The organism is Staphylococcus sp. HMSC14D10, assembly GCF_001808125.1.
GTDB lineage: Bacteria > Bacillota > Bacilli > Staphylococcales > Staphylococcaceae > Staphylococcus > Staphylococcus haemolyticus.
In genome coordinates, this window is record NZ_KV792270.1 from 1 (window position 1) to 14,752 (window position 14,752).

Annotated in this window: 14 protein-coding genes; all 14 read right to left on the bottom strand. The window is 33.8% G+C overall.

Going from position 1 to position 14,752, the window contains the following annotated elements:
- Nucleotides 1-529 precede the first annotated feature (529 nt).
- The 14 genes from lysS to HMPREF3134_RS10285 all read right to left on the bottom strand — a co-directional run bounded on the left by lysS (nucleotide 530) and on the right by HMPREF3134_RS10285 (nucleotide 14,697).
- Nucleotides 530-2,020 (bottom strand): lysine--tRNA ligase, encoded by a 1,491-nt coding sequence (lysS, locus tag HMPREF3134_RS10220; RefSeq protein ID WP_053027049.1) that lies wholly within the window; start codon nucleotides 2,018-2,020, stop codon nucleotides 530-532.
- Between the two features lie 203 nt (nucleotides 2,021-2,223).
- Nucleotides 2,224-2,703, bottom strand: a complete 480-nt coding sequence (gene folK, locus HMPREF3134_RS10225; RefSeq protein ID WP_049426448.1) for a 2-amino-4-hydroxy-6-hydroxymethyldihydropteridine diphosphokinase — start codon at nucleotides 2,701-2,703, stop codon at nucleotides 2,224-2,226.
- A complete protein-coding gene (folB, locus tag HMPREF3134_RS10230) occupies nucleotides 2,704-3,069 on the bottom strand; it encodes a dihydroneopterin aldolase (protein ID WP_037552526.1) in 366 nt (121 codons plus the stop codon).
- A complete protein-coding gene (gene folP, locus HMPREF3134_RS10235; protein WP_070442648.1) occupies nucleotides 3,047-3,850 on the bottom strand; it encodes a dihydropteroate synthase in 804 nt (267 codons plus the stop codon). Before folP ends, folB begins: the two co-directional genes overlap by 23 nt.
- Before the next feature lie 233 nt (nucleotides 3,851-4,083).
- Nucleotides 4,084-5,016: a cysteine synthase A gene (gene cysK / locus HMPREF3134_RS10240; protein ID WP_049426446.1), complete on the bottom strand. Its 933-nt coding sequence runs from the start codon at nucleotides 5,014-5,016 to the stop codon at nucleotides 4,084-4,086.
- A gap of 204 nt (nucleotides 5,017-5,220) precedes the next feature.
- Entirely contained in the window at nucleotides 5,221-6,105 is an 885-nt protein-coding gene (hslO, locus tag HMPREF3134_RS10245) for an Hsp33 family molecular chaperone HslO (protein ID WP_049426445.1), read from the bottom strand.
- A gap of 236 nt (nucleotides 6,106-6,341) precedes the next feature.
- The gene (ftsH, locus tag HMPREF3134_RS10250; RefSeq protein WP_049426444.1) at nucleotides 6,342-8,432 is read right to left on the bottom strand and encodes an ATP-dependent zinc metalloprotease FtsH; all 2,091 of its coding nucleotides are present in this window, start codon (nucleotides 8,430-8,432) and stop codon (nucleotides 6,342-6,344) included.
- Between the two features lie 262 nt (nucleotides 8,433-8,694).
- Nucleotides 8,695-9,234 carry a hypoxanthine phosphoribosyltransferase gene (gene hpt / locus HMPREF3134_RS10255; protein WP_070442651.1) on the bottom strand — a complete coding sequence of 180 codons (540 nt, stop codon included), beginning with the start codon at nucleotides 9,232-9,234 and terminating at the stop codon, nucleotides 8,695-8,697.
- Between the two features lie 3 nt (nucleotides 9,235-9,237).
- Nucleotides 9,238-10,530 carry a tRNA lysidine(34) synthetase TilS gene (gene tilS, locus HMPREF3134_RS10260; protein ID WP_070442653.1) on the bottom strand — a complete coding sequence of 431 codons (1,293 nt, stop codon included), beginning with the start codon at nucleotides 10,528-10,530 and terminating at the stop codon, nucleotides 9,238-9,240.
- 226 nt (nucleotides 10,531-10,756) lie between these two features.
- On the bottom strand, nucleotides 10,757-11,158 hold the full coding sequence (locus HMPREF3134_RS10265; protein WP_053017953.1) for a S1 domain-containing RNA-binding protein: 402 nt from the start codon (nucleotides 11,156-11,158) through the stop codon (nucleotides 10,757-10,759).
- A 128-nt stretch (nucleotides 11,159-11,286) separates the two neighbouring features.
- Complete coding sequence (gene divIC / locus HMPREF3134_RS10270; protein WP_037552540.1) at nucleotides 11,287-11,679, bottom strand: cell division protein DivIC; 393 nt, start codon at nucleotides 11,677-11,679, stop codon at nucleotides 11,287-11,289.
- Between the two features lie 20 nt (nucleotides 11,680-11,699).
- On the bottom strand, nucleotides 11,700-11,978 hold the full coding sequence (locus HMPREF3134_RS10275) for an RNA-binding S4 domain-containing protein (RefSeq protein ID WP_037537011.1): 279 nt from the start codon (nucleotides 11,976-11,978) through the stop codon (nucleotides 11,700-11,702).
- The gene (locus tag HMPREF3134_RS10280; protein ID WP_070442656.1) at nucleotides 11,975-13,165 is read right to left on the bottom strand and encodes a MazG nucleotide pyrophosphohydrolase domain-containing protein; all 1,191 of its coding nucleotides are present in this window, start codon (nucleotides 13,163-13,165) and stop codon (nucleotides 11,975-11,977) included. Before HMPREF3134_RS10280 ends, HMPREF3134_RS10275 begins: the two co-directional genes overlap by 4 nt.
- Complete coding sequence (locus HMPREF3134_RS10285; RefSeq protein ID WP_070442683.1) at nucleotides 13,165-14,697, bottom strand: polysaccharide biosynthesis protein; 1,533 nt, start codon at nucleotides 14,695-14,697, stop codon at nucleotides 13,165-13,167. Before HMPREF3134_RS10285 ends, HMPREF3134_RS10280 begins: the two co-directional genes overlap by 1 nt.
- Nucleotides 14,698-14,752 lie beyond the last annotated feature (55 nt).

A 14,752-nucleotide genomic window follows, 5' to 3' on the forward strand; every position in this document is an offset into this window, starting at 1 on the left:
CAGGTGTGACCTCCTTGCCATTGTCACCAGACAATAACTTACTCAATTAATTATAATGTCGATTGTTTTAATTTTCAATAGTTAATTTTACACTTTGTTAAAAATATCTTTACAAGTATTTTACAAAATTAAGTTTCGTTTTTGACGACTTTTATATCATACACCATTCAAAAAGCAAAGTCAACTAATTTTTGAAACTTTTTATTTAACAAGTTTATTATTTGTCGTTTCGCTTCTTTTGAACACTTTTACTATGTTAGCACATCTCAACCATATTGACTACACTTTTTTTATATTGTTTTACAATAACTTCTCTACTCTTTTTTACTTTTGTAACTTCCCCTTGATAATAACCCTTTATCACACCATTATATTTAATCCTTTAGTTTTATATAAATTGAAAACTAATTGTTCCTTTTGTCTCTTTTATTAACAATAACTGTCTCAAAATAAAAAAGAGATTGAGATATATTAGGTTAACATTTGAATAAACCTAAACTTTATCTCAATCTCTAATATTTAATTTAATCTATTTTTGTCTCATATAAGGGAATAATAATACGTCTCTAATAGATGGAGAGTCAGTTAACAACATAACTAAGCGATCGATACCGATACCTAAACCACCTGTTGGAGGCATGCCATATTCTAAAGCTTCAATATAATCTTCATCCATTTCATGCGCTTCATCATTACCTTGTGCTTTTTCAACAAGTTGTGCTTCGAAACGTTCACGTTGATCAATTGGATCATTTAATTCAGTGAATGCATTCGCATGTTCTCTACCTACGATAAACAACTCGAAACGGTCTGTAAATCTTGGATCTTCCGGATTTTTCTTCGCTAAAGGTGAGATTTCAATTGGATGTCCATAAATAAATGTCGGTTGAATTAACGTTTCTTCAACTTTTTGTTCAAAGAATTCATTTAAGATATGACCATATTTCATATTATCAGTAATTTCTATATTATGTTCTTTAGCTGCTGCGATTGCTTCTTCATCAGATTTAATTTGATAGAAGTCTACACCTGTAGCTTCTTTCACTGCATCTACAATATGAAGGCGTGTCCATGCAGACTCTAGGTCAATTTCCTCTTCATTGTATTGAACTTTTGCAGAACCAAATACTTCTTGAGCGATATGTCTTACCATAGATTCAGTTAAATCCATGATATCGTGGTAATCAGCGTATGCTTCATATAATTCAATCATAGTAAATTCTGGATTATGTCGTGTTGATACGCCTTCGTTACGGAATACTCGTCCAATTTCATAGACTTTTTCAAGGCCACCAACAATTAAACGTTTTAAATGTAATTCAATTGCTATACGCATATAAAGTGTAGCGTCTAGTGCATTATGGTGCGTAACAAATGGTCGTGCTGCTGCACCACCTGCAATTTGATGCATCATTGGTGTTTCAACTTCTAAGAAACCTTGTTTATTTAAGTAATTACGCATTTCTTGAATAATTTTACTACGGTTAATGAATGTTTGAGTACTATCTTGATTTGTAATCAAGTCTAAATAACGTTGACGATAACGTTGTTCAATATCTTGTAAACCATGGAACTTATCAGGTAAAGGTCTAAGCGCTTTAGATAATAAAGTGAATGTCTTAGCTTTTACTGATAGCTCTCCAGTATTTGTTTTGAACATTACACCTTCAATACCAACAATATCGCCTAGGTCTGCACCTTTCCATAAATTGTCGAAATCTTCTTCGCCAATTTGGTCCTTACGCACGTAAATTTGAATTTGACCAGTCAAATCTTGGACATGTGCGAAACCAGCTTTACCTTTACCACGTTTAGTCATCAAACGGCCGGCAATCGACACATGACTTTCATCTTCTTTATCATGTAATTCTTCTTTTGAGAATTCATCCCATTGTGATTTTAGTTCACTAGCAGTAGCTGAGCGCTCAAAACGTTTTCCAAATGGGTCGATTCCTAAATCAATTAATTCTTGTAGTTTTTGACGACGGACCTGCATTTGGTCATTCATTTCTTCTGACATAACTTTCTCTCCTTTAAATTTCATTTTAATGAAAATCATTCCATGGATTATTTCTAAATTGCTTATAGGATATCATATTACTAATATGGTGTTACTTAATTGTATTGTTTTACAAAATTGACATTACCTGTATCACTTTCAAAGTATGATCATCACTATTTTCGCATTTCTATAATATTAATTAAATGTATAATTAATACTTCTTAACCTTTATATTTCTTCACTGTGTCATCTGGTATGACTAAATCAGAGATACGAGTATTTGAACGAGGTTCTATTTGTGTTGATGCAATATCATTTAATGGTATTAATACAAAAGCACGTTCACCCATTCGAGGGTGGGGAACTTCAAGGTCATCTTCTTCTATAACCTTATTTCCATATAACAAAATATCGACATCTAATGTCCTTGGACCCCAACGAATGTCTCTAACTCGATGTAATCGTTGTTCAGTTTCTAAGCAATATTTAAGAAGTTCTTTGGGCTCCAATTCTGTTTCAATTTCTAAACACAAATTTAAAAAATTGGGCTGCTCAGTATACCCCACTGGTGCAGTTTCATATATTGGAGAGATCTTAGTCACGGAAATACCTTCAATACTATCAATTATTTTTATAGCATCTTGTAATTGCTGTTCCCTATCACCAATATTGCTTCCTAAACCTAAATACGATTGTACCATTTAACGATTCTCCCTCACTATCTCTATACCTACGCCATCATAGTGACCAGGAATAGGTGGATTTTCTTTAGTGATTCTGACTTTCGTTTCCATTACACGATTATAGTGTGAATTTATACGTTTTGCAATACGTTCAGCTAGATGTTCGATTAAATTACATGGTGGACCTTCAACGATTTCTTTAACATCTTCAAACACTTCTCCGTAATGCACAGTATCTATCACATTATCAGATTGTCCCGCTTCTTCTAAATTCACTTTCAACGTAACATCTACTACAAAGATTTGACCTATCTCATTTTCAGCAGGTAAGGCACCATGGTATGCGTAAAATCTCATACCATTAAGAAAGATTGTGTCGTTCATCTTCATTCTCCTTTAAGAAATCCATACTTTGACCTAATCTAGCGTTTAATTGCACATTATGTACACGCACAGCTTTGACGCCTTTCATTATACCATAAGCTGTTGTAGCAGCTGTCGCCTCATCACGTTCTAACGCTTTAGTTTCTGTACCAATTATTTCTTTAATAAAACGTTTTCGACTCGTTGCTAATAAAACAGGATACTCAGTTGCTACAAGTTCATCTAAACGTGCCATTACTTCATTTTCTTCATCACGTGTTTTGGCAAAGCCAATCCCAGGATCTAGCCATATTTTATGTTTTGGAATTCCGGCCATTTCTGCTTTGTTCGCTTGAGTAATAAGTGATAATAGCATTTCTTCAACAACTGGTTGTTCGCGATGTCCGTTACCATTATGCATTAATACAACTTCAGCATCGTAAGCAGCCACAACATCAAGTATTTTAGGATCATATAACCCTGCCCATTGATCATTGATCATCGTTGCACCTAATTTTAAGCACGCTTCCGCTACTTCACTGCGATATGTATCTATTGAAAGTTGAATATTAAATTTTGCAAGTTCTTTCACTACAGGAACTACACGCTCAATCTCTTCTTCCGTTGAAATTTCTGTGAATCCTGGTCGTGTAGAAATACCGCCGACATCAATGATATCTACACCTTCTTCTATCATCTCTTTAGCACGTTTGACCGCTTTATCCACTGAATTATACTTACCACCGTCAGAGAATGAATCTGGTGTCACATTCAATATTCCCATAATTTTTGTTTTAGTCATTCTTGTCACGTCACCCTTCGTTCTTTTAGAAAATGATATGTAGAAAAATATCTACTTTTGCTCAATAGTCACATATTAATGATACACTCATTTTCTAAACATTTCAGTTTTTATAATCGCCAAAAAACATGCAAAGTATTTAATAATTTAAAACAAAGTATTCATCTCTTCAAAAAGAAAACGCTAGCGAAGCAAAATTAAGCTTCACTAGCGTATAAATATTGTTTAAAAAATTAATCTTCGAATGAATATAAAGGTGTTGATAAGTAACGTTCACCATTACTTGGCAATACTGTTACAACTGTTTTACCTTTACCTAATTCTTTAGCTTTTTGAATTGCAGCATGAATTGCAGCACCAGAAGAAATACCTGCTAGGATACCTTCTTCTTTAGCAACGCGACGAGATGTTTCCATAGCTGTATCATTGTCTACTTTGATGATACTATCATAAATATTTGTATCTAAAGTATCCGGTACGAATCCTGCACCTAAACCCTGCAATTTATGTGGTCCTGGCTCACCACCACTTAATACTGGTGATGCTTCAGGCTCTATAGCAACGATTTCAACATTAGGATATTTTTCTTTTAAGACTTTACCTACACCAGATAAAGTACCACCTGTACCTACACCTGCTAAGAAAGCGTCGATTTGTTTACCTTCAAATTGTTCTACTAATTCTGGGCCTGTAGTTAACGCATGAATTTCAGGGTTTGCTGGGTTTTCGAATTGTTGTGGTTCAAAGTAACCATGCTCTTCTTTTAATTCTTTTGCTTTTTTAATAGCGCCTTTCATAGCTTCTGAACCTGGTGTTAAAACTAATTCTGCACCATAAGCTTTTAATAAGTTACGACGCTCAGAACTCATTGTTTCAGGCATTGTAAATACTGCTTTATAACCTTTAGCTGCACATACGAAAGCTAAACCGATACCTGTGTTACCACTTGTTGGTTCTACAATCGTATCACCTGGTTTAATTTTCCCTTCTTTTTCAGCTTTTTCGATCATAGCTAATGCGATACGGTCTTTTACTGAACCACCTGGATTTTGGTATTCTAGTTTTACGTAAACATCTGCTGCATCTTCATCTACAACGTTTCTTAATTTTACTACCGGTGTATTGCCAATAATTTGAGTAATGTTATCTACTGGTTTTTGTGCCATTGAAAAAACGCTCCTTTTAACTTTCATATTTAAAACTTAGTTTTTTTATCGGATATAACTATATTCTATCAGAATTTTCTAAAAAGAAAAAGCTAATTCTCTCATTTTAGAATTGAAGTTACATTTTACTTTTACATTATTTTAGTTTCCCTATAAAAAAGGCAATAAACACATGATGGTTTATCGCCTTTTTTATATTTTTAATTATGCATTCATTGAAGCTAATAGGTCTTCAAGTTCAGCTTCTGAATAATTATATTTATTACCACAGAAGTGACAAATAGCTTCCGCGCCATGGTCCTCTTTAATCATATCTTGGATTTCAGCTTCTCCTAAACCTTTAATTGCATTTAGAAACTTCTCATGACTACAGTTACATTCAAACTGAGCTTGCATAGTTTCTAAGATTTGAACGTTATCTTCACCAAGTATTTCTTTTAAAATACCTTCTGGCGTTAATCCTTGTTCAATTAATTTAGAAACGGGTTGCATATTATTTATAGCATTTTCTAATTTTGTTACAGTTTCATCTTTAGCGCCTGGCATTACTTGAATAATAAATCCTCCAGCAGCTTTAATAGAATTGTCAGGATTTACTAACACACCCAAACCAACTGATGAAGGTGTTTGTTCACTTGTCGCAAAATAGTATGTGAAGTCTTCTCCTAATTCACCTGATACAATCGGACTTGCACCTGAGAAATAGTCTTTCATACCAACGTCTTTCACTACTTGGATGGACCCGTCTGTACCAACTGCTCGTCTAACATCTAATTTACCTTGTTCATTTAATGGAAAATGCGTTTGTGGCTTATCCACATAGGCACGTACATTACCTTCAGCATCTGCATCTGCAATGATTCTTCCAATAGGGCCTTTACCATCAACTGTTACTGTTAATTTTTGTTCACCTTTAAGCATCGAACCCATTAATAAAGTTGCTGTCATTGTTCTGCCCATAGCAGCTGAAGCTGTTGGCCAAGTGTAATGACGTGTTTGTGCTTCTTGCACTGATTCAGTTGTTAGCGTAGCGTACGCACGTATTTCTCCTTCGTAAGCTAATGATTTTACAATATAATCATGTGTCATCCTTATAAACTCCTTTAGTACATTTATTTTTATATTGATATTATTTATGCTTTAATCTTTCAATTATTTCTACATTTTCCCTTTAAGGATACTTATTCTACACTTGTTTAATAAGAATATGAAGTAACTTGCTTTCAACTCTAATGTTGTCTCTTTCACGATCACTACATATTAAAAAATCTCCTTTGACTAAGGGGCATTGCCTTACTCAAAGGAGATAATAATCCAGTTTAAACTTATCTATTGCTAGGGTTGTTTGGATCGTTTGGATTATATGGCTTATCGATATTTGGAGATTGTTCATGACCTGTGTCTTCTTCATTATTTGAATGTCCACGATGTTGATCATTATCTTCTTTACGATCTTCTCGCATGTCTTCTTTACCTTCTTCTAGTTGTTCTTCGCGAATATCATCGTAAGATTTACCATATTTACCTTCGCTATAGTCAGAATCTTCATCTTTAACAACACGAGCAGCATCATAATCTACTTCAGGTAATACACCATCATAGAATAATGAACGGATTTGTTCAGCTACTAATGTTTCTTCTGTTAACAATGTTTTAGCGATAAGTTTAAGTTCTTTTTCATGGTCTAATAAGATTTGTTTACAACGTTCATATTGTTCTTTAATAATACGTTGAACTTCTTTATCAATTTCATAAGCGATTTGACCAGAATAGTTAGGTTCACCTTGCATATCTTTACCTAAGAATACTTGTCCACCGCCGCTAGATGAGAATTGTAATGGTCCAAGTTTTTTACTCATACCATACTCAGTAACCATAGAACGTGCAATTTGAGTTGCTCTTTCGAAGTCATTTGATGCACCAGTTGATACTTCATGGAAATTGATATCTTCGGATACACGACCACCTAATAAACCACAAATTTTATCTAATAATTCAGGTTCTGTCATTAAGAAACGATCTTGTTTAGGTAACATCATTGCGTAACCACCAGCTTGTCCACGTGGAACAATTGTTACTTTATGAACAACTTCTGCTTCATCAAGTACCATACCGATAACTGTATGACCCGCTTCATGATGAGCCACAATATTACGTTCTTTATCTGAAATGACACGTGATTTTTTAGCTGGACCAGCAATAACACGGTCTGTAGCTTCTTCAATATCACGCATGTCAATTTTGTTTTTACCTTCACGTGCAGCAATTAAAGATGCTTCATTTAATAAATTCTCTAAATCTGCCCCTGAGAAACCAGGTGTTCTTTGTGAAATAGCTTTTAAGTCAACAGTTTCATCAAGTGGTTTGTTTTTAGAGTGTACGTGAAGAATAGCCTCACGACCTTTAACATCTGGACGGCCAACTTGAATTTGTCTATCGAAACGACCAGGGCGTAGTAATGCTGGGTCTAAGATATCAGGACGGTTAGTTGCAGCAATCATGATAATACCTTCGTTTTCACCGAAACCATCCATTTCAACTAGTAATTGGTTAAGCGTTTGTTCACGTTCATCGTGACCGCCACCAACCCCTGCACCACGTTGACGTCCTACTGCATCAATTTCATCGATAAAGATAATACATGGTGCATTCTTTTTCGCATTTTCGAATAAGTCACGCACACGGCTTGCACCGACACCAACGAACATCTCAACAAAGTCTGAACCACTGATTGAGAAGAAAGGTGCACCTGCTTCACCAGCTACGGCACGTGCTAATAATGTTTTACCTGTACCAGGAGGGCCTACAAGTAATACACCTTTAGGTATTCTTGAACCCATTTGTTTGAATTTCTTATTATCTTTTAAGAAATCTACTATTTCAATTAATTCTTGTTTTTCTTCATCTGCACCAGCGACATCCGAGAATCGTACACGACGTTTTTGATTATCGTACATTTTAGCTTTGGATTTACCAAAGTTCATCATACGACCACCACCGCCGCCACCTTGTGCTTGGCTAAGGAAGAAAATGAATAGGAAAGCAATAATTAATACAGGAATTAATGTTGTCAACATACTTACGAAGACACTTTGTTTCTCTTCTTCTTTAACTTTAAAATCTAGTCCTTTTTGGCTTTTTGCTTCATTTGTAATTTTTTGTAAGTCTTTTTCGTTATTGTATAAAATCGTTGAAGAGTAATCTTCATCATTTTTTGTTTTACCACTTACCAAGTACACATTTTGCTCAGGTTGGATTTCTAAGGTCTTTAAATCACCTTTATCCAATTTCTCTACAAACTGTGAATAGGAAAGTTGTTTCGGTGTATTGCCATTACCATTTATGTAAGAAAATACGCCGAATATAATAACGCCAATAATTGCGATAACAAGCACATTGCGAAAAGCTTTTTGCATGCGTCATTTCCTCCTATTTCTATAATAAAGCTAACAAAAATTGTAACACAAAACTTCTCTTAAAGGCTAGCATTTCAACTTTTGTAATACTTTTCAAAATCCTTGTGTTATCAAACTTTTTAAAACTTAAGTTCTCTAAAAAACAATAAGTTTTTAAAATGTGTTTAAGCATATAAAATGAGTCTACACTAATTCATTTATTAAGTATAGTTATTATATCTTAAACACGATTTAATTATATTAACATCTAAATGAATTTCACTTATTTGTTATAAATTTCTGGTTTTAATGTGCCGATATACGGTAAATTTCGATAATGTTCAGCGTAATCCAATCCATAACCTACAACAAATTCATCAGGAATTTTCTTACCAACATATTTAGCTTCAATATCAGCTTTACGACGATTTGGTTTATCCAGTAATGTAACAATTTCAAGTGAATTAACTTTACGTGATTGCAATAACTCAGTAATTGATTTCAATGTTGTACCTGTTTCTAAAATATCTTCAATGATTAGGACGTCTTTATTTTCAATAGATGAACCTAAATCTTTTAAGATTTGAACTTCACCAGTTGATTCAGTTCCGCCATGATAGCTTGAAACATCCATAAAATCAATTGCTAAATGTGTGTCGATGCGTTTAATTAGGTCTACCATAAACATAACAGAACCTTTTAGAATACCCACACATACAAGTGGTTTATCTTTATAATCTTTAGTTAATTGTTCTCCTAAATCTTTACAAATATTTTGTATATCTTCTTCAGTTAACAATATTTCTTTTAAGTCGTCTTTCATTCGTTATTCATCTCCAATTTTTTTGATTTCTATATGTTGATTATATGCTTTAGCAATATATAAATTACCTACAGCAATAATTTGATGGTATTGATCTTCAATTAATGGCATTTGCATGCGCACATCATTTGGAATTTTGTGATCTATAAACAAACGACTCACTTTTTTATGACCTTTTTGTCCATTTAGTTCGACTTTATCTCCATTGTGACGAGTTCGTATCAATAATGGTAATTGTTGTTTAGGAATCGTCGGATGTATAACAATGAGATAATGTCCGAAACGATATGTATCTGCATCATTCACGATTTGATTATCTAATAATGATGGCTCATTTTTCGCCAATATAATAAATTTATCATATGCTATTTGAATTATCCATTTTTCAGTGAGGGATATCTCAAATTGTGCGATTTGATTACTAATCTGATCAAACCATTCATGATATTGTTTCTCTGAAAATGCCTTATTCAACTGAAGTTGTTCGAAGAGCTGATCTAACAATATCATTTTAGTTATATCATCAAGTTGATTAAATACATTTCGTGAAAATTGTATTTGAGTTCCATTTTTATTAATTAGACAATCATTCTCTATAAAGGATTGGGCTTTTTTTCGATTCTCCTGTAATTGAATATCATGCCAATGTTTCAATTTTAGTAAATGCGTGCTATCAAGATCTGCATTTTGATTAATCGCTGGTAATAGTCGATTGCGAATGTCATTTCTAACATATTTATTGTCACTGTTTGAGCTATCTTCATAATAAGGAACTTGATATTTGTGCTGATAGTCGCGTATGTCTTCTTTTGAAACTTCAAGTAATGGGCGACATATTGTGTAATGATTACGAATTGATTGAACATCTATCCCTAGAGTACTTCGTGTAGAACGTCCAGTAAATAGTCTATAGAAGATTGTTTCTAGTTGGTCATCTAAATGATGTGCTGTAAGTAATACATCTGCATCTAACCTTTTCATCATTTCGTCAAACCACTCATAACGCAATTGTCGAGCATCAGCTTGTATACTCTTCCCTTGCGCTACTATATCCGTTAAATTCAAACGCTTTACATAGCAAGGTATCTCATATTGTTTACAAAATGCTTCTATAAACGCTTCTTCCTTATGTGATGCCTCTCGTAAGCCGTGATTAACATGAAGACAGGTCAATTGTTTATAAGTACGAGATGATTGTGAAAGTAAATTGTGTAAGAGTGACATACTATCTATACCTGTCGAAACAGCAATCACAACATGATCAGTATTGCTCCATAGTGACGTATTAACTTTCAACACAAAGACCTCCTTAATAACATGAATATACCTTATTGCAATATTACAATGTAGTCATCAAAAAAAGAGTGGAACTAAAATTCATTGTTGAATTTTAAGTTCCACCCCGCAAAAATAACATATCTTACATAAAATAAAGAGCAATTCGATAGGACGACAATTGTTTATCTTACGGTGAATGTTACCTTTGCTATTACCAATTGTTATATAAATAATATATTATAAATTAGCGTCTTGAACCTTTACCACCACGTCTTGATTCAGTTTGTCGTTTAATAGATGTTAATTTATCTTCACTATCTTTTAAGAAATTGCTTAATTTCTTTTCAAAATCTTCACCTTTTTGTTGTGGTGGTCTATTGTGATTTGATTTATGTTGTGGTCTACGAGGACGATCTTTTGCTTTTTTTATTGAAAGGCTAATTTTACCGTCATCTGCAATAGATAAGACTTTAACTTCAACTTCGTCTCCAACTGATAGGTGATCTTCAACATTCTCAACATAGTTATCAGCCACTTCACTGATATGAACTAAGCCACTTTTCCCTTCAGGTAACTCTACGAATGCACCAAATTTTTTGATACCAGTAACTTTACCTTTTAGCTTGTTTCCTACTTCGATTGACATATTCTAAATAAATCCTCCCGATTTTGATTCGATTTTAACCTTATTATATTCCTGTTTTAATATTTTCACAATGCTATAAAACCAGATAATTCATTCTTATTTAAGAAAAACGATTATCCTTAATGTTATCAGTTGTCATTAGAGGATTTAGACTTAGAATCATCATTATTAGGCAATTTAAAAATAACTTCACCTTTATTGCTCAGGTAATAATCGTCTCTTGCTACTTTCTCTATGTAGTCTTTATTATTTAAATTACTAAGTTCTTCTTTTAATGCGATTTCCTCGTCTTGCTTTTTCTGAAACTGTTCCTCTTTATGTTTACGCTCAACTGCTGCTTTATCATTGCTTTGTTTTTGGACGACAAGCATGATGGATAGAATAATTATGATTGCTAATAATATCCCACCGAATACAGTTACTCTTCGTCTAACAACGCGCATTTTCTTTTGTTGTCGTTGCTTCTTTCGATTCTTTTCGGAGGTATACTGATTCCCTATTTCTTCTACCTTTTTACTCATTGCTTGTCACCTCCTTCAGTCTATTCTTCTTCAAATTGGTTCTGATTAATACGTTCTTCTTTAATTAAATCGTACATACCTTTAGCGTTTTCTTTAGAAGCATGTTCACTTAAACCAGTTACTTTAACTGTAACAAGCTTTTGTCCGAAACGAATAACTAATTCATCTTCTACCTTAACATCTGTTCCAGCTTTAGCTACATTTCCATTAACGGTAATACGTCCTTGATCACTTATCTCTTTCGCTAAAGTACGACGTTTAACAAGTCGCGATACTTTTAAATATTTATCTAATCTCATGAATCTTTCTCCCCTTGTTGCAAAAAGTTTCTAAGGGTTTCTTCATCAAAATCCTTATTTTTGGTTTTATCATACAATGCCATGAAGTGGTCTGCAAATACTTTCTCAAATTTAACTCGTGGTGCTTTACCTTCTTTACTTTTAGCTGTCTGCCAAATGTCATTTAATTCTTCTATCGATGCCGCTTTTTCATCACCAAAAATATGTGGATGACGACGAATCATCTTAGCACTTAAGCTTTCAATGATTTCTTGAATGTCCATATAGCCTTCTTTTTTGCCAATACTTGCATGTAAGAGAACTTGAAGTAAGATATCTCCTAATTCTTCTATCATGTGCCAATCATCTTCATTATCAATTGCTTCGAATAATTCAAAGCTTTCTTCCAATAGATAGCGTTTGAGGGAGGCATGAGTTTGAACACGATCCCATGGGCAACCAGTTTCATCATCGACTAAGCGATTTATAATCTCTACTGCATAATCAAAGTTTCGATATAATACTTCATCATTTGTCACTTTAGGAACGTAGACACTTGTTAAATTATTAAATGCGTCTTCGTGATGGTCAAGTTCAAATAAAGGTACCTCTAGTACAGAGGCGCCAGTGCTATGTGCGCCAGTCACTACTTTGACTGGAAAATCATCTGGATAATGTTCCATCAAAGTGATTTTAATATCTGCTGCAACCATAGCACTATATACCTGAGTAATAAGTGTATGTGTACGCACATTTAATAACTGTTCGGTTAATGCCGTACCATCTAACAAAGTGAAACCATCGTTTGGATCTTGGTTAATCGCTGCGAAAATATCATCTATAAAACTTTTACCACCTAGCATTTTAACATTCACGTCTTGATGATGGTCATTGTAGTCTAACAACTTAGCCGTCGTTGTTTCAGCTACACGTGGATGTCCAGGTACGGCATAGACAACATCTTGTGCTTGCGCTTTTTCAATTAATACATCAATAATTTGTTGATACACAGAATCGAAATCTTCATTCTTTTCATAAATAGTATCAAAACTTTCGAATTTAAGCTCATCTTGTAATTGATTAATTACAGGATGGTCTAGTGTCCTAGTATAAACAAGCGGTTGTTGTATTAAAAAACGATAGATACCAAGTGGCAACTCATCTAAACCGTAGTTTCCTAAACCAACAATTGTAATTGTATGTGTCATTAATGTCGTCCTTTCTTTATATGATAAAGCTTTTCGCCAAATGGCAAATGTTTTAATTCTCTATAACCTAAGATGTTCATATATATAACTAATATTAATAATACGGCAATGCCTATGATTGCCACAACAACTAACTCTATAAGTCCACCTATACGTCCCGCTTGAGGTAATACCTGCATACTAATTTGAATGATTATCGTCATGATGACAAGCGCAGTAAACATTTTCAAAATGAATGGTTTCATTTGACTAAAGTGATACTGCTTAAGCACTTCTTTATGCAGTATAATTACAAAACAAATAAGGGACAAAACAGTGCTAATACTAGCGCCAGCAATACCATAATGATGAATCAATAGGGCGTTAAGTATCCCTTTCACTACTAAGCCAATAGTTACACCAATCAATATTGGACGAATGCAATTGAGTACTTGTAATAATGCAATATCCATCATTATAAGCGATACACAGATAACCGTTAACATATAGGATCCAAGTGTAAAACCTAAACTATTGGTCTTAAAGAAGACTGCATTCATCATAGGTAATAAATTAATTAATCCTATACCAGCTGCTGAACTAATTAATATAGTGATTTTAAGCGATGCATTAGCGTAACGATTCATTTTAATTTGATTTCGTTGTTCGATTGCTTCAGTTAAAAGTGGGATTAACACAAAACTAAAAGTTGTCGTAACAATTAAACCCATTTGTATAAATGAAGCTCCACGATCATAAATTCCTTTTTGCATGATTGCTTCTTTAAAATGTAGGCCGTGTGATTGTAGTGTATGAACAATTGTAAAGCTATCTATAAATTGCCATAATATGACCAATAATTGGCTCAATGCAAATACAAGTGTAGCCATAAGTAAGTCTTTCCAAGGTATATTTGCTGATAAATTCTGCATCTTAAAAGAGAAAGGTTTCATAACTATTAAAAAGAGACTTGAACCTAAAAAACCAAGTGCAGAAGCTAAAATAGCAATCGTTCCTGCTTGATATATTGACCAATCTTTACTCATAAATAAACCAATGGCTACAATGATGAGACCAACACGAATGATTTGTTCAATAACCTGGGAAATAGCGGGTATATTCATACGTCTTTGACTTTGGTAATAACCACGACACACACCTAATATACCAATAAATAAATAACTCAAACTTGCCATTCGTATCATAGGTGCAAGTCTTGAATCTCCCATCAATATAGCCACTGGGTGCGCTAATAATAAGAGCATTAAAAATATTACTATGCCTAACGTTTGAAATCGTATTAGCACTTTTGAAAACGAAGACGATTGTCCATTAATACCCAGCGTTTGCGTTACCGCACTTGGAATAGCATTCATAGATAAAATCATCCCTAGCGCCACAATTGGATATATTTGTTGATAAGCATACAACCCAGTATCTCCGAGAACATTTTGGTAAGGCACTCTGTAAATTGCACTTAAAATTTTAACTATGATGAGTGCAAGGGTTAGAATCACAACGCCATTGAACGCTGTGTGGTTAGAGGGTTCAATGTATTTGAGCTCGTTTGAACTCTTAGATGATAACAATTGTGTAGATTTAGATTCT